The 15,572-nt window shown below is 69.8% G+C and carries 9 protein-coding genes; 4 read left to right on the top strand and 5 right to left on the bottom strand.

Translation table 11 applies throughout. The features are described from left to right. Nucleotides 1–316 precede the first annotated feature (316 nt). The 4 genes from AB0C28_RS14085 (at nucleotide 317) to fxsT (ending at nucleotide 8,663) form a co-directional block, all read left to right on the top strand. A complete protein-coding gene (locus tag AB0C28_RS14085) occupies nucleotides 317–2,443 on the top strand; it encodes an FxsB family cyclophane-forming radical SAM/SPASM peptide maturase (protein ID WP_358074526.1) in 2,127 nt (708 codons plus the stop codon). Nucleotides 2,444–2,455: 12 nt separating this feature from the next. After that, nucleotides 2,456–3,385: an AAC(3) family N-acetyltransferase gene (locus tag AB0C28_RS14080; RefSeq protein WP_358074523.1), complete on the top strand. Its 930-nt coding sequence runs from the start codon at nucleotides 2,456–2,458 to the stop codon at nucleotides 3,383–3,385. Nucleotides 3,386–3,457: 72 nt separating this feature from the next. After that, nucleotides 3,458–4,747 (top strand): TIR-like protein FxsC, encoded by a 1,290-nt coding sequence (locus AB0C28_RS14075; RefSeq protein ID WP_358074520.1) that lies wholly within the window; start codon nucleotides 3,458–3,460, stop codon nucleotides 4,745–4,747. After that, nucleotides 4,731–8,663, top strand: coding sequence for an FxSxx-COOH system tetratricopeptide repeat protein (fxsT, locus tag AB0C28_RS14070; RefSeq protein ID WP_358074517.1), 3,933 nt, complete (start codon nucleotides 4,731–4,733; stop codon nucleotides 8,661–8,663). The genes AB0C28_RS14075 and fxsT overlap by 17 nt, the downstream gene beginning before the upstream one ends. 62 nt (nucleotides 8,664–8,725) lie before the next feature. Here fxsT and AB0C28_RS14065 read toward each other — a convergent pair whose 3' ends face one another. The 5 genes from AB0C28_RS14065 to AB0C28_RS14045 form a co-directional block, all read right to left on the bottom strand. Beyond that, complete coding sequence (locus tag AB0C28_RS14065; protein ID WP_358074514.1) at nucleotides 8,726–9,601, bottom strand: alpha/beta hydrolase; 876 nt, start codon at nucleotides 9,599–9,601, stop codon at nucleotides 8,726–8,728. Nucleotides 9,602–9,736: 135 nt separating this feature from the next. After that, entirely contained in the window at nucleotides 9,737–10,702 is a 966-nt protein-coding gene (locus AB0C28_RS14060; protein WP_357837895.1) for an alpha/beta hydrolase, read from the bottom strand. 54 nt (nucleotides 10,703–10,756) lie between these two features. Then, the gene (locus AB0C28_RS14055; protein WP_358074511.1) at nucleotides 10,757–11,530 is read right to left on the bottom strand and encodes an ABC transporter ATP-binding protein; all 774 of its coding nucleotides are present in this window, start codon (nucleotides 11,528–11,530) and stop codon (nucleotides 10,757–10,759) included. Continuing rightward, on the bottom strand, nucleotides 11,527–14,238 hold the full coding sequence (locus AB0C28_RS14050; protein ID WP_358074508.1) for an ATP-binding cassette domain-containing protein: 2,712 nt from the start codon (nucleotides 14,236–14,238) through the stop codon (nucleotides 11,527–11,529). Before AB0C28_RS14050 ends, AB0C28_RS14055 begins: the two co-directional genes overlap by 4 nt. After that, complete coding sequence (locus AB0C28_RS14045; RefSeq protein ID WP_358074505.1) at nucleotides 14,235–15,485, bottom strand: ABC transporter substrate-binding protein; 1,251 nt, start codon at nucleotides 15,483–15,485, stop codon at nucleotides 14,235–14,237. Before AB0C28_RS14045 ends, AB0C28_RS14050 begins: the two co-directional genes overlap by 4 nt. Nucleotides 15,486–15,572: the final 87 nt, after the last annotated feature.

Genomic DNA, 15,572 nt, shown 5'->3' with positions numbered 1-15,572 from the left:
AGGCGCCCTGGGTAGGGGACTATGCTGTGCGCAGGTGTCGCTGCGCACAGAGCCACCAACCCACCTGATCATCAGAGGGTGTTACTCCGTGCGTCAGCCTCTTCATCCAGACTGATACATCCACATCTCCGCGAATAGGTCAAGCCATGGACAACTCTGTCTTTCGGTCGAACGTCATCGACTGCACCACCATGACGCTAGCCCATCTTGCTGAGCCCACCGAGGAGGCAGAGCGCTTCGAGGTCTCATTCAACTCTTCCATATGAGTTGAACCAATTCCAGCATGAGTGCCTCCATTGTTCCGTTCCGACAATTCGTGCTGAAGATCGCGAGCAGATGCGATCTGGCGTGCGACCATTGCTATGTCTTTGAAGCCGCGGACCAATCGTGGCGATCAAAGCCGGTGGTGATGTCGGACGAGACGATCGGCCAGGTCGCGCGGCGCATCGCCGAGCACGCGCGCACGCATGCTATAGAACGTCTGCACGTGATTCTGCACGGCGGCGAGCCTTTGCTCGCCGGTGTGCCCAGAATAGAGCGGATCGCCGCGGAGTTGCGTCGGCAACTCGACGAGGTGACCGATCTCGATCTGCGGATCCACACCAACGGCGTTCTCCTCACCGATACATTCTGTCGTCTTTTTCGGCGTTATGGCATCAAAGTCGGCGTCTCGCTCGATGGTGACAAAGCAGCGAACGACCGGCATCGGAAATATCTGAATGGGCGCAGCAGCCACGACAAGGTGGTCAAAGCGATCAACCTGCTGCGGCGCTCATATCCGGAAATCTATGCGGGAATCCTCTGCACGATCGACGTTCGCAATGATCCGCAGGCGGTGTATCGCGCTCTGAAAGAGCTCGATCCGCCCCGCATAGACTTTCTCCTACCACATGCGACCTGGGACGATCCCCCTTTGCGGACCCCAAGGCAGGAAACCGAATATGCCGATTGGCTGCGCGTCGTCCATGATATTTGGCGGGCGGACGACCGGCCGTTCTCGATCAGGATGTTCGACTCCATCGCGCTCATGGCCGCCGGTGGATCGAGCGGGACCGAGTCCCTGGGGCTGACACCGAGCGACCTCGTCACCATCGAGACCGACGGCTCCTACGAGCAGGCCGACTCGCTCAAGATCGCCTTCGACGGCGCTCCGGCGACCGGCCTCGACGCCGCCGGGCACTCCCTCGACGACGTGGCCGAGCATCAAGGGGTGCAGGCCAGGCAGCAGGGACTGCACTCGCTGAGCGCCACGTGCCGGAGCTGCTCGATCGTCGAAAGTTGCGGCGGTGGCCTCTTCGCCCACCGCTACCGCGCCGGCAACGGATTCGACAATCCCTCGGTCTTCTGCTCCGACCTGCGCGTCCTCATCCCCCACATTCAGAACTCGGCCCGGCCGACCCACGAGCTGACGCGGGCGACCTTCGAACGCTTCGCCGCCGCGACCGCCGGCCCGGCCGACCTGTCCCAGTTGTCCGCCGCCCAGCGGAGTCTGACCCGGATGCGGGTGTCCAAGATCGGCGCCGGCCGCGCGGGCAGCGCCGAATGGAAACTGCTGAGCCGGCTGGACCAGGAGCACCGCGCCGCCGTCGACCGGGTCTTCGACTACCCCTACGTACGCTCCTGGGCGCGCCAGGCCGTCGGCGACGACCAGCACCGGCCCTTCCTCGCCTCGGTCGCGATGGCGGCGGCCCTGTTCGCCGGTGTCGCGGCCGAAGTGGCCGTTCCGGCCCGTGACGGTTTCGTGCAGCTGCCCGGCGTGGGCAGGATGAGAGTGGCCGCCGACGGCCCGATCACGGTCGTCACCGCGGGCGAGAAGTCACTGGCGATGCGCGGGGTAGACGGCCGCTGGCTCGACACCGAGGCGCCCGAATGGGAGCCGGTGCGCTCGATCGCGATGCCGGACACCGAGCTCGTGTTCGACGACGTGGACCCCTACCGTGACTGCTTCGGCGTGCCGCCCCGGCAGCGGTTGCGGCAGGAGGAGTTCCTCTCCTGGCGGTGGACGTTCGAGCTGACGGACGAGCTGACGGACGAGCTGCTGCGGGCGCACCCGCGGCAGTCCGCCATGCTCACGGCGGGAGTGCAGGTCATCACGCCGTTGTCGGGCGCGCGGGACGCGTCGCACTTCAGCCGTCAGGCCTTCGGCGCGGTGGGAGTCTCCGACCCCGCCGACCCTGCCACGCTCGCCGCGACGGTGACCCGAAGCTTCTACGGCGCCCTGCTCGGCGCCCTCTTCGACATGTTCGGCGTCACCATCGACGACCCGGGCGTGGAGAGCCGCCTGTACGAGGTCTACGGTGAGCTGGCGACACTCGGCTGGCAGGGCCCATCCTCCGGCCCGGGCGAGCTGATCACCGCATTCGACGCCTTGAGCGCCCGCGACCTACCGGAGCTGGCGAAGCTGCTGGTCGAGACGGCGCGAGACAGCCTGGCCGCGCGGTGACGGGGGCCGGCCATGACCACCCGATCGCTGCCACGCGAGCGCACACCGCGAACTGAAGGCCGCCGGTTCGGGCTCGTCTTTCCCACGGCGGCCCGAACGGTTTTTCGGCCGTTCCTCGTCGGCACGAACCGCCGCGCGCCCTCCCACACCGCCGCCTCTCTGGCCGCCCAGCTTCGCGAACTGGGGCTGGAGGAGGGGCAGACGATCCTGGTCCACACCTCGCTCAAGGCGATCGGCCGGATGAAGGCGGGGCCGCCCACGCTGATGGACGCGCTCCTCACCGTTCTCAAGCCGCGCAAGGGCACGGTGGTGGTGCCCACGTTCACGTCCAGCAACTCGACCACCTCCCACGCCTACCGGGAGGCGATCCGCGACCTGTCGGGCGAGGACGTCGATCGTCACCACGACAACATGCCCGCGTTCGACGCTCGCACCACCCCGTCCGTCGAATGCGGTCGGTTCTCCGAAGAGGTGCGGACCCACCGCGGTTCGGTGCGCAGCGACCATCCGCAGACGTCGTTCGCCGCGGTGGGCTCCCATGCCCGCCGACTGATGGCGGATCATCCCCGGGATCATCATCTGGGCATGCTCTCTCCCCTCGGGAAGATGGTCGAGAGCAAGGCCATGGTCCTGCTCCTCGGCGTCGGCTACGACCGGTGCTCCGCCTTCCACCTGGCCGAGTACACCTACACGGAGCAGCCGCTGACAATGCTCTACCGATGCAAGGTGACTGACGCCGGAAAAGCGTCGTGGTTTCAGTACAGCGACGTGCTTCTTGACGATTCGGACTTCGCCCTGTGCGGCACCGATATGGAGCGCTACGTAAAGGTGGTTTCGGGCATGGTGGGTGACGCGGACAGCCGGATCTTCCCCATGGCCGATGCAGTCCAATTCGCGGAGCAATGGTTTCGCGAGAAGCGCCCCCGGATAGAGAAGGGTTAGACTCAACCGCCTAGGGAGCAACTCGATTCGTACGGCCCGGCGTGCCGGCGCAATGTGCGTGTGGAGGCGCGGGTGGCCAGTATCTCCAGCTCGGACGAGCACCATCAGCCATACTTCTTCCTCAGCTACGCGCGCACTCCGCGGATCTCCGCGAACGACCCCGACCCCAACTTGTGGGTCACCAAGTTCTACCGGGCTCTGTGCCAGGAGATCATGCAGATCAGCCGCCTGCCGGCCGGGGCCTCGCCTGGATTCATGGACCAGGAGCTGCACGTCGGGGCGGCCTGGAACGAGCGGCTGGCCAAGGAGCTGGCCATCTGCCGCGTTTTCGTCCCGCTTTACTCGCCGCGCTATTTCGACAGCGAACCGTGCGGCAAGGAATGGGCTGCATTCGACCTGCGCCGCAAGCGCCATATGGGTCAGGGACCGGATCTGCCTGAGGTCGTGGTACCCGCCTTCTGGATTCCCGTCAGGCAGGACGAGTTACCCAGGATGGCTCATCCGATACAGTTTCACGACTCCGCCCTGGGGACGCATTACGAGGAACGCGGCATCTACGGCCTGATCAAGTTGAACAGATATCGCGATCATTATAAATCCGTCGTCGACACCCTGGCCCACCGTATCGTCAATCTGGCGAAGAAGACGCCGTTGCCACCGGGGAAACCGTGTGATTTCGCCTCGCTGAAAAGTGCTTTCGTGCCCGACCGGGGCCGCAGATTCCAGATCGTGGTGCTGGCGCCGACCCGCGACGCGCTTCCGCCGCACCGCAGTCAGCGGCAGTACGGCGCCGCCGCGACCGACTGGAATCCGTACTATCCGCAGTGCGACCAGCCGATCGCCTCCCTGGCGGCGGACATCGTCCGCGATCTCGGCTTCGAGCCGGAGCTGTGGTCGTACGCCGAGCAGGGCGAGGACCTGCTGAGGCAAGACGGGCCCGCGTCACCGGGCGTCGTTCTTCTCGATCCCTGGGTCGTTCTCATGCCCGGGTACCAGGCGGCTCTGTCGTACCTGCGCCGCAGTAGCCATCCCTGGGTGGGGCTGGTGATCCCGTGGCACGAGGACGACGAGCAGCTCGCCGCGGCCACGGACCAGATCAGAGCCGGCCTGCGCGCCCTGGCCCCCACGCGGATCGAGCGGGGGCGGCTGCTGGCCAGAGAGGCGGCCAAGGGGACGCTGGCGTTCGGTCAGTTCGCGGCTGCCCTGCGGCAGGTGGTCTTCACGGTCTCCAAGCCCTACCTGCGTGACACCCCGGCCTTTCCGCCGCGACCGGAGCCGGGAGACCCGCCACCCAGACGCAGGGACCGAATCACATGGCAGCCACCAGAGAATCCGGGGGAACGTGATGACGGAAGCGCGTAACGGGCGGATCATCACCTTCTACTCCTACAAGGGCGGCACGGGACGCACGATGGCCCTGTCGAACGTGGCCTGGATCCTCGCCGCGAACGGGCACCGGGTGCTGACCGTGGACTGGGACCTGGAGTCGCCGGGGCTGCACAAGTTCTTCCGCCCGTTCCTCGACAGCGACAAGATCGTCAGCACGCCCGGTGTCATCGAGCTGATCACCGAGTACGCCTGGGCCGCCCGCAGGAACGAGTCGCGCCCGGACGACTGGCACCGCGACTACGCGCGGGTCCGGCAGCACGTGGTGTCGATCGACTGGGACGACTTCCCCGGCGACGGCTCCATCGACTTCCTGTCGGCCGGGCGGCAGAATCGCGACTACTCGTCCCTGGTGGCCCGGTTCGACTGGGACACCTTCTACGACAGCTACGGTGGCGGGCAGTTCCTCGACGCCATGCGCGACGACATGAGCGCCGAGTACGACTACGTGCTCATCGACAGCAGGACCGGCGTGAGCGACATCTCCGACATCACCACGGAGCATTTCCCCCACGTCCTCGTCACCTGCTTCACCCTGTCCGACCAGAGCATCGAGGGCGCGTCCGACGTGGCTACGCAGGTCGCCGACCGGTTCCCGGCCAGGGGGATCCGCATCCTGCCGGTGCCGATGCGGGTGGACGACGCGGAGAAGGAGAAGCTGGACGCCGGGCGCGCGTTCGCCAGGAGCAAGTTCGCGCGTTTCCCGACGGGCATGAGCCGCGACGAGGCGATCACGTACTGGGGCGCGGTGGAGATCCCGTACAAGCCGTTCTACGCGTACGAGGAGACGCTGGCGACCTTCGGCGACGCGCCCGGTTCGCCCGCCTCACTGCTGGCCGCCTACGAGCGGCTCGCGGACGTGATCACCAACGGTGAGGTGCGCGGCCTGCCCGCCATGAAGGAAGAGACCAGGAAGCACTACCGCGACCTGTTCCGGCGCCGGCGCCCGGCGACCTTCATGGACGTCTACATCAGTTACGTGCCGGAGGACCGGCTCTGGTACGACTGGATCAAGGCGATCCTCGTCGGCGTCGGCCTGCGGGTCCATCCGCACCCCCTGACCAGCCAGGACGAGGAGGGCGCCCAGAGCCCGATCGACGACTCCGCCCGCATCCTGGCGCTCCTGTCGCCCGCCTACCTCCGTTCGGCGCAGGCCCGTGAGATCTGGCAGTCCATGTCGGGCATCCAGCTCACGGAGTCGCGCGGGCAGCTCATCCCCGTCCGCATCGCCGACGTCCGGCTGCCCATGCCGTACGCCGACCCGACGCCGCTGGACCTGGTCAGCCTGGAGGAGGAGCAGGCCATGACCGCGCTCCTGCGCACCCTCGACCGGCCAGGGCAACCGACGGAGACCACCGGCACCGTGAGCAGCCCCCGCTACCCCGGGCGTCAGCCGACGGTGCTCGACCTGCCGACCAGGAACGCGACGTTCACCGGGCGCGGCGAGGTGCTGCAACGCCTGCGCGAGCAACTCGTCGGCGAAGGCGGCGGCTCCCAGACGGTCGTGACGCAGGCCGCCCTGTACGGCCTCGGCGGCGTCGGGAAGACACAGCTCGCCATCGAGTACGCCCACCGCTACATGGCCGACTACGACGTCGTCTGGTGGATCTCCGCCGAGCAGTCCGAGCTGCTGAACGGCGCCATGGCGAACCTGGCGGTCAGACTGGGCCTGCGCGTCGGTGACAACGTGGCCGAGGCCGCCCAGGCCGCCCGCGACGCACTGCGCCGGGGCGAGCCCTACAAGCGCTGGCTGCTGATCTTCGACAACGCCGACAACCCGGTCGAGCTGCGGGACTACCTTCCGGGAGGGCCGTCCGGCCATGTGCTGATCACGTCCCGGCACCAGGCATGGGAGCAGGCCGCGCTTCCGCTCCAGATCGACGTCTTCACCCGCGAGGAGAGCCTGGAGCACCTGCGGCGGCGGGTCCCGAGCATGACCGACGACGAGGCGGGCCGGGTCGCCGAGGCTCTGGGAGACCTGCCGCTGGCCATCGAGCAGGCCGGCGCGTGGTTGCAGGAGACGGGGATGGACGTCGACGAGTACGTCGAGACCCTGCACCGCCAGCCCGCGGCGACGCTGGCGCTCGGCGAGACGCTGAACTACCCGAAACCGGTGGTTTTGACGTGGAACGTCTCGTTCGACCGGCTCAGGGAGCGCTCCCCCGCCGCGGTCCGCCTGCTCGAACTGCTGTCCTATTTCGCACCGGAGCCGGTGTCCCTGTCCATGTTGTACGGCGACGAGACGGTCAAGTGCCTGCTCAAGTACGACGACACCTTACGCGACAAGATCATGATCGGCCGGCTCGTCCGTGAGCTGAGCCGGTTCGCCCTGGCCAAGGTCGACCAGCGCGACAACTCCGTCCAGGTGCACCGGCTCGTCCAGGCCGTGCTCCGTGACCGCATGACGGCAGACGAGCAGGAGGACACCATGCACGACGTGCACCGGATCCTGCTCGGAGCCCGGCCGCGCGAGGGTGACACCGACGACCCCGAGAACTGGAGCAGGTTCGACGAGATCTGGCCGCACCTCGCACCGTCCCAGGCGGACGACTGCGACGAGGAGGAGACGCGCCAGCTCCTCATCGACCGGGTTCGCTACTGGTGGAAGCGCGGCGAGTTCGACCGCGCCTTGGACATGGGGCGGCGTCTTGAGGAACGGTGGATCAACAAACTGGGCAACGTGGACCGGCAGACCCTGTTCCTGCGCTTCCAGATGGCGAACGTCATGCGTCAGCAGGGCAATTACCAGGAGGCCTGCGACCTCGACCGGGCCATCATGCAGGACCAGCTCGACGTGCTGCCGAAGCCGCACCCGCACACGCTGATGACGGCCGCGGGGCTGGCGGCGGACCTGCGGGCGCTCGGGCAGTTGCAGGAGTCGCTGCAGATGGAGCAGGAGTCCTACGACCAGACCAGGGAACTCTTCGTGGACGACCATCCACGGACCCTGACCGCGGCCAACAACCTCGCGGTCGCGTTGCGGCACGTGGGCCAGATCAACGAGGCCAGGCGGCTCGACCAGGAGACGCTCGACCGCCGGCGGGCCGTCATCGGGCCCGATCACCCGTACACGTTGTCGTCCCAGCTGAGCCTCGCCCTGGACATCCGCGAGGCTGGCGAATACCTGAAGGCGGCGGAGCTCTTGCGGGACGTCCTGAACCGGTACCAGCGGGTCCTCGGCAACGACTTCGTCGACACCCTGCGCGCCGCACGCAACCTGGCGGTCGCGCTGCGTAAGGCGGGCGCTCTGACGGAGGCCAGACAGCTCACCGAGGCGACGCTCGAACGGTACGTCCAGCATTACGGGACGGACTATCCCGACACGGTGATCTGCCGGCTCAACCTCGCGGGCGACCTGGGCGACGCCGGCGACTGGGAGGGCGCGCGCCGGCTCGCAGAAGAGGTCCTGGACACCTTCGAGACCACGCTCGGGCCGACGAAGCCCTACACCCTCATCGCGGCCAACAACCTGGTCATCTACCAGCGCGAGATCGGCGACGTCGCGAGCGCCTACTCACTCGGGACACAGACCCTGAACCGGTTCACCGAGACGCTGGGCAAGGAGCACCCCTTCCGGCTCGTCTGCGCCATCAACGTGGCGAACTGCCTGGCCGACCTCGGCAAGTACGACCAGGCGGAGACCATGGAACGCGAGTTTCTGGCGGCGCTGCGCGGTGCCCCGGGACGAGGCCTGCTCCATCCGGACACCCTCGCGTGCGAGGCGAACCTGGCGATCACCCTGCGCGACCTGCGCCGCGCCGACGAGGCACGTGAGCTGCGCGAAGCGGTGCTGGTCCACCTGCGCCGAGTGCTCGGCGAGGCCCATCCGCTGATCAACGCGGTCCTCGACTGGCGGCGGGTGAGCCGCGACCTGGACCCGCTGCCGTGGTGACGAACGCCCCCTGCCCACGCTGAACCGCCCGTGCCGAGCCGCCCGTGCCGAGCCGCCCGTGCTCAGCCGCCGGCGGGGGCCAGGCCCGCCAGCCACGGAAGCAGGTCGGGCAGCACCTGCAAGGCGTGGAAGTGCGCGACGCCGCGCTGAATGGCGACACTGGCGGTCGGGATGCGCTCGGCCAGCCAGCGTGAATGGCTGGCGGGCGAGAACACGTCCTCGGCGCCGTGCCACAGCAGCGTCGGCACGGTGATGTCGGCCGGGTCGAAGCCCCAGGGCGAGCAGAACGCGATGGCGTCGTCGATCCAGCCGTCCGGCGACTTGCGCAGCGCCTCGGCGTAGTTCTGCACCAGCATCAGCCGGATGGCCGTGTCGGCCACCACCTCCCTGTCGGCCTCCGTCAGGTCGTCGTAGATGGCGTTCACCAGCTGCACGGGGTCTTTCCTGATCGTCTCCGCGGCCACGACGAGCCGCGGCGTCAGCTGCGCCAGGCCCTCCATCGCCGTGAGGTATTCCTCGATGTTGCCCTTGGCCATGCCGTCGAACCAGTCGAGCCCCTCGGCGCCGTGCGGGGCCAGGCCCACCACCACGGCCGCCCTGGTCACCCGGTCGCCCAGCAGCGCCGCGCAGGCCAGTGCGTGCGGCCCGCCGCCCGAGCGGCCGACGACGGCGAAGCGGTCGAGGCCGAGCCGGTCGGCGATGGTGGCCACGTCGGACGCGACGTCGCCCACCTGACGCCCGACCTGCCGGTCGGAATCCCCATATCCCGGGCGGTCGTAGGTGATGAGGCGAATGCCGAGGCGGTACAGCAGCCCGTTTCTCGGCAGTGGCCCTACCCTGCTGCCCGGAGTGCCGTGAAGATAGAAGACCGGGATGCCGCCCCGAATGAGACCCCGTTGCGCGACCGCGAGCCTACGACTGCCGTCGGCAGAATGCACGACGATCAAGATGCGCCCCTCCAGCCGAGGCTCCCCTGCCCCTGCCTTCAGTATGAGGAGTCGCCGACGCCCTGCAAGAGGGAACCACACCCGGTGACGCCGGGTGGTCACCCACCCGGCATCACCGGCTCCAAATCAGAGGCCGAGTGCCCGCTTGAGCGCCGCCTCGCGGGTCCGGCGGGTGCGTACGCTGAGCGTGGCGTCCGGCACCATCATCTCCGAGCCGTGGAACGCTCCCGGGTAGAGGTGGAACTCGGTGGAGACCCCCGCCTGCACCAGACGCTGCGCATAGCCGAGGCACTCGTCCCTGAACACCTCCAGCTCCCCCACGTCCACGAACGCCGGCGGGAGGCCGGACAGGTCGGTGGCGCGGGCCGGGGCCGCGTACGGCGGGACGTCGTCGGTGCCCATGCGGTCCCCGAGCAGCGCCGTCCAGCCGAAGAGGTTGGCCCCCCTGTCCCAGACCACGGCCTCGGTGAACTCGTGGCTGGAGGGCGTGGTGTTGCGGTCGTCCAGCATGGGGTAGACGAGCAGCTGGAACGCGATCTCGGGCCCGCCCCTGTCCCTGGCCAGCAGGACGGTGGCGGCCGCGAGGCCGCCGCCCGCGCTGGCGCCGCCCACCGCGAGCCGCGCGGGGTCGATGCCGAGTTCGGCCGCGTTCTTGGCGGTCCAGGCGAGGCCGGCGTAGCAGTCCTCGACGGGGGCGGGGTGCGGGTGGTCGGGGGCGAGGCGGTAGTCCACGGAGACGCCGACGACGCCGAGCCGTTCGACGTAGCCGATCATCAGGGCGTCGTCCATCTCGGGCGCACCGATGATCATGCCGCCGCCGTGGATCCAGTAGAGGGCCGGTCTGTCCTCCCCGGGCTCCGGCGGCTGGTAGATCCGCAGCCGTACGTCCGGCTGCCCTTCGGGCCCTGGGACGGTGCGGTCCTCGATCGTGACGCGCGTGTCGGGCGGGGGCGCCGCGGCCAGCATCGTGGTGATCTGGGCTCGCTGGTCGGCGAGCTCCTGGTACGACATCGTGGACCAGTCGAACGAGACCAGCGGCGTCTGCTCGATCGCGGCACGGAGCTCCGGATCGAGGTTCGGGTGGAATGCCATGCGGTTTCCCTTCCACGCGGTTGCTCCCCCGATGGTAGGCCCGCGACGTACGCCTCACCCCAGGTAAGCGGCCCTGACGACCGGATCCGCCCGGATCTCGGCGGGGGTGCCGGTGGCGATGACCTTGCCGAGGTCCAGCACCACGATGCGGTCGCAGGTGCCCATGATGAACCCCATGTCGTGCTCGACCAGCAGCACGGTCGTGTCCAGGCCGGCGACCACCTCGGCCAGGCGCTCACTCTGGCCGGCGTCCAGCCCCGAGGTGGGCTCGTCGAGCAGCAGCACCCGGGGCCGGTCGGCCAGGGCCCTGGCCAGCTCGACCAGGCGGCGCCGGCCGACGGGGAGCGCGGCGGCGTACGCGTCGCGCAGCGGGGTGAGCCCGCACAGCTCCAGCACCTCGGCCACCCGCTCCTGGCGTTCGCGTTCGAGCCGCCGCCTGGCGGGCAGGCCGACCAGGTCGGCGGCGAGCCCGCCACCGCCGCCGTGCCAGTCGAGCGCCGCGAGCACGTTCCCGGCCACGGTGAGCCGGCCGAAGACCTGGGTGCGCTGAAACGTACGGCGCAGCCCCGCCCTGGCCCGCCTGACGGGCGACACCGCCGTCAGGTCGCGCCCGTCGAGCAGCACCCGTCCCTCTCCCGGCCTGCGCAGGCCCGACACCACGTCGAACAGCGTGGTCTTGCCGGCGCCGTTCGGGCCGATCACGCCGCAGACCTGCCCCTCGCCGACCTGGAACGAGACCTGGTCCAGCGCTCTGATCCCGCCGAAGGCCACCGACACGCCCCGTACGTCGAGCACCACGTCACCGCCAGGCACGCCCTGCACGTTCATCTCACCCCCAGGTAGGCGGCGGTCAGCCGCTCGCTGTCCACCTCGGAGCGCGGCCCTGTCCAGGTGACGCGGCCGAGCCGCATGAACACCACCCGGTCGGCGATGGCCAGCGCCTCCGTGGCCTTCTCCTCGACCAGCAGCAGCGCGACGCCGCGGGCGCGCAGTTCGGCGAAGACGTCGAACACCTGCCGCACCACCATCGGCGCGAGCCCGAGCGACGGCTCGTCGGCGATCAGCACCCGGGGCGGGCGCACGAGAGCGGGGGCGAGGGTGAGCAGTTGCTGCTCGCCGCCGGACAGGGCGCCGGCCAGGATGGTACGGCGGTCGGCGAGCTGGGGCAGGCGCTCGTAGACCGGCCCCGGGTCGGGCAGCCAGGTGCGCAGGTTCTCCTCGACGGTGAGGCCGGGGAAGACGCCCCTGCCCTCGGGGGCCAGCAGGATGCCGGCGCGGGCCCTGCGGTGGGCGGGCCAGGTGGTGACGTCCTGGCCGTCCAGCAGGATCCGGCCGGACTCGACCGGCAGGTCTCCGGCGGCGACGGCGCAGGCGGTGGACTTGCCGGCGCCGTTCGCGCCGAGCAGGGCGACGACCTCGCCGGGGTTGACGGTCAGGTCCACCCCGCGCAGAACGGTGCAGTCCTCGTATCCGGCGACGACTCCTTCCATGGTGAAGAGGTCTCCGGCCCGTGCCGGCCGCTCCTCCCGAAAGGCGGGCGCCTCCTGAACGGCGGCCGTCTCCCGGACGACCGCGGCTTCCCGGACGACTGGGGCCTCCCGGACGCCACCTGTCTCCCGGATGCCGACCGCCTCCCGGACGCGGGGAAGCGGGGCCGGCGGATGGCGGCGACGGTGGCGTAGTTCGGCGAGCTGGGTGAGCACCCCGTCGGGATGCTTGGCCAGGATCATCCCCCCGGCCCCGAACAGAATGGCCCCGACGTGCGCGGACACGTCCCACGTGGCCAGCAGCTCGGGCACGGCCACCGCGACGAGCCCGCCCAGCACGGCCCCGCCGACCCGCCGCACCCCCTGCAGCACCACCACGGCCAGCCAGACGAACCCGGCGAAGGCCGGCAGGTCGGTCGCGGTGATCGAGCCCTTGGAGATGGCGAACAGCACCCCGCCCAGCCCGGCGATGGCCGACGCCAGCGCGAACAGCACGATCTTGGTCCGCGGCGCGGACAGCCCGGACGTGGTGGCCGCCGCCGGAGCGGAGCGCACGGCCAGGATCGCCCGGCCCGAAGCAGAGCGTTCCAGGTTGCGGATCAGCAGCGCCACCAGGCCGATCAGGGCGAGCAGCACGATCACCCGCACCCGCGGGTCGGAGGTGTCGGCGAAGCCGAACCCGAGCGCGGGCAGCGGCCAGCCGATGGTCCCGTTGCTGAACGCGTCCACCTGGAACAGCACCTGGTCGGCCAGCAGCGCCATGGCCAGCGTGGCCAGGGTCAGCACCCGCCCGCCCAGCCGCAGCGCGGGCAGCGCCACCAGCATCCCCACGGCCGCCGCGGCCAGCACGCCGAGCAGGATCGCCACCACGAACGGCAGCCCGGACGCGAACGCCCACCCGCAGGTCAGCGCGGCCATCGAGGCGAAGGCGGCCTGGGCCAGGTTCACCATGCCGCCGATGCCGGTCACGACGACGAACGAGCAGAAGATCAACGCCAGGACGAGCCCCTGCGCCGCGACGCCCACGTAGTAGTCGGAGCCGGCGAAGGCGAAGGCCACCAGCGCGGCCACGCCCAGGGCCCACGGCAGCCGCCGGCGCCACGGCGGCAGCCCCGCGAGGTGGTCGGGCGGCGGCGCGTCCTCGGCCGCGCTGCCGGCGACCCGCTCGCGCGACCTGTTCAGCAGCACGAGCCCGGCGAACAGCAGGATCACCGGGACGGCCGTGCGCAGCCCGGTCACCTCTTCGAGGAAGTCGGTGTATCCGGCGACCAGGTTCTGCACGACGCCGAGCGCCAGCCCGGCCGCGAACGTCCAGGGGATCGAGCGCAGCCGCCCGAACACCGCCGCCGTGGCCGAGGCGAACAGCAGCACCGTGTACGCGGTCGCGTCCAGCCCCAGCACCGACACGGCCAGCACCCCCGCAAGGCCGGCCAGGCCCGAGCCGAGCATCCAGGCCAGGGCGGAGGTGGCGTCGGCGTCGATGCCGCGCAGCGTGGCCAGCCGGCGTCGGTCGACGGAGGCACGCATGCGCAGCCCGTACGGCGTGTGCCGCATGAACGCCCACAACCCGGCCGCCGCCACCGCCGAGACGGCGAACGTGATCACCTGGTCGCTGTCCAGCCGCACCCCGAGCACGTCGAACGGCTGCGCCGGATGCGGGCCGACGCCGCGCGGCAGCGCGGTCGCGTCCGCGGGCGGCAGCCCCGCCACGTCCACGACGAGCAGGCCGAGCGCGGGCAGCGCGATCGTGAGCCCGATGGTGGCCACGATCTGCGCGGTCTCGCCCGCCTGGGAGAGCCCCCTGAACATGGCCTTGTGCAGCAGGTAGCCGAGGGCGGGGGCGAACAGGGCGACGGAGGCGAGCGCCGAGAGCCAGGCGGGCAGGCCGGCCTCGTTCAGCTGGTGGAAGAGCAGGGCGGTGAGGAAGCCGATGGCGCCGTGGGCGAAGTTGAACACCCCGGTGGCCGCGTACGAGAGCGTCAGGCCCGATCCCATGACCGCGAAGACGGCGCCGGTGACCAGGCCGCTGAGCACGTAGTCCAGGATCATTTCAGCGGCACGTTGTCGAAGCACTTCATGCTCTTGGCCACCTGGAAGGCGCCGTCGACCAGCTCGACCAGGGCGCCGCAGCCGTTCGGCTCGGTGTGGTCCTTCGGATACTCGATCCGGCCGAAGCCGGCGTTCTCGTAGACGTAGGAGCCGTTGGCCGTCTGGAGGAACTTCTCCCTGGTCAGGTCCTTGCCGGTGCGGTTCAGCAGGTCGAGGAAGATGTCGGCGGCCCAGTAGCCGATGGCCAGGTGCTGGGTGAGCGCGGTGCCGGGGGCGACCCGCTCGACGTCCTGCTTGAGCTGGGCGATCTCGGGGGCGGTGGACTCGAACGGCTCGAACATCGGCGCCGCGATCACGCCTTCGAGCGCCTGGGCGCTGGCCCGGTCCTTGAGGATGGCGGCGTCGTAGCTGGTGGCGTCGGTGAGCACGCCCCGGTAACCGGCCCGCTTGAGTGCCGCGTACAGGCCGACGTTGAACTTCGTGCCGGCGATCACGGAGACGACGACGTCGGGCGGCTGGCCGTCGTCCGAGGTCATGATCTTGCTGACGTACGGGAGCCAGTCGGGTGGTGGCGCGGCGGCGGGCAGCCCGGAGTTCACCCCGGCCAGGGTGAAGCCGGCGGCGGTGAACGACTGGGAGATGGTGGTGCCGCCGTACTTGCTGCCGCTGGAGTCGGTGGTCTGGACGTAGACGCTCTTGCCCTCGGCGCCGCCGAGCAGGTCGGCCATCTGCCGGCCCCACCACGTCTGGGAGCCCGCGCCCTGCTTGGGCGCCAGGCAGCCGTTGTAGCCGAAGCCGGTCTTCGTGCCGCACCACTGGGGTCCCGTCGCCCAGCCGAACCAGGGCACGCCCTGCTGTTCGAGGAAGGCGGCGCCGCCGAAGTTGGGGGCGTGCACGGGCAGGAGCGCGAAGACGCCGTCCTTCTGCACGAGCTTCTTGGCCGCCGCGTCGCCCTTGGCCGCGTCCTGGCCGTCGTCCTCGGCGCCCAAGAACTCGATCTTCCTGCCGTGCACGCCGCCCGCGGCGTTGGCCCGCTCGAACCTGGCCTTGGCCCCGATCTCGGCGTCCTTGGTGGAGTAGCCGCTGGCGCTGGTCTTGGTCAGCACGCCCCCGACCTTGATCGTGGTGTCGGTGACGCCGGCCGTGTCCTGGCCGGTCGTACCCTGTTGCTGGGCCGCGCATCCGGCGGCGGCTAGCGTGATCACCAGCGCCATCATCTGGGCCGCCACCGACATACCCCGCACCATGACGGCCTCCCGCACATTTGGCCTAGCGCTCGCTTGGTTTCGTCCGAGCGTAAATTCGCCCGCGAGGGCCGTCAACGGTCATTCGCA

The sequence above is a fragment of the Nonomuraea sp. NPDC048892 genome (assembly GCF_040649735.1).
In the GTDB taxonomy this organism is placed as follows: domain Bacteria; phylum Actinomycetota; class Actinomycetes; order Streptosporangiales; family Streptosporangiaceae; genus Nonomuraea; species Nonomuraea maheshkhaliensis.
This window is presented reverse-complemented; position numbering and strand designations above follow the sequence as displayed.

What these genes read in the sequence shown, in the direction of transcription:
- AB0C28_RS14055 (WP_358074511.1), bottom strand. Translation starts at nt 11,530, where the DNA reads ATGAACGTGCAGGGCGTGCCTGGCGGTGACGTGGTGCTCGACGTACGG.
- AB0C28_RS14050 (WP_358074508.1), bottom strand. Translation starts at nt 14,238, where the DNA reads ATGATCCTGGACTACGTGCTCAGCGGCCTGGTCACCGGCGCCGTCTTC.
- AB0C28_RS14045 (WP_358074505.1), bottom strand. Translation starts at nt 15,485, where the DNA reads ATGGTGCGGGGTATGTCGGTGGCGGCCCAGATGATGGCGCTGGTGATC.
- AB0C28_RS14060 (WP_357837895.1), bottom strand. Translation starts at nt 10,702, where the DNA reads ATGGCATTCCACCCGAACCTCGATCCGGAGCTCCGTGCCGCGATCGAG.
- AB0C28_RS14080 (WP_358074523.1), top strand. Translation starts at nt 2,456, where the DNA reads ATGACCACCCGATCGCTGCCACGCGAGCGCACACCGCGAACTGAAGGC.
- fxsT (WP_358074517.1), top strand. Translation starts at nt 4,731, where the DNA reads ATGACGGAAGCGCGTAACGGGCGGATCATCACCTTCTACTCCTACAAG.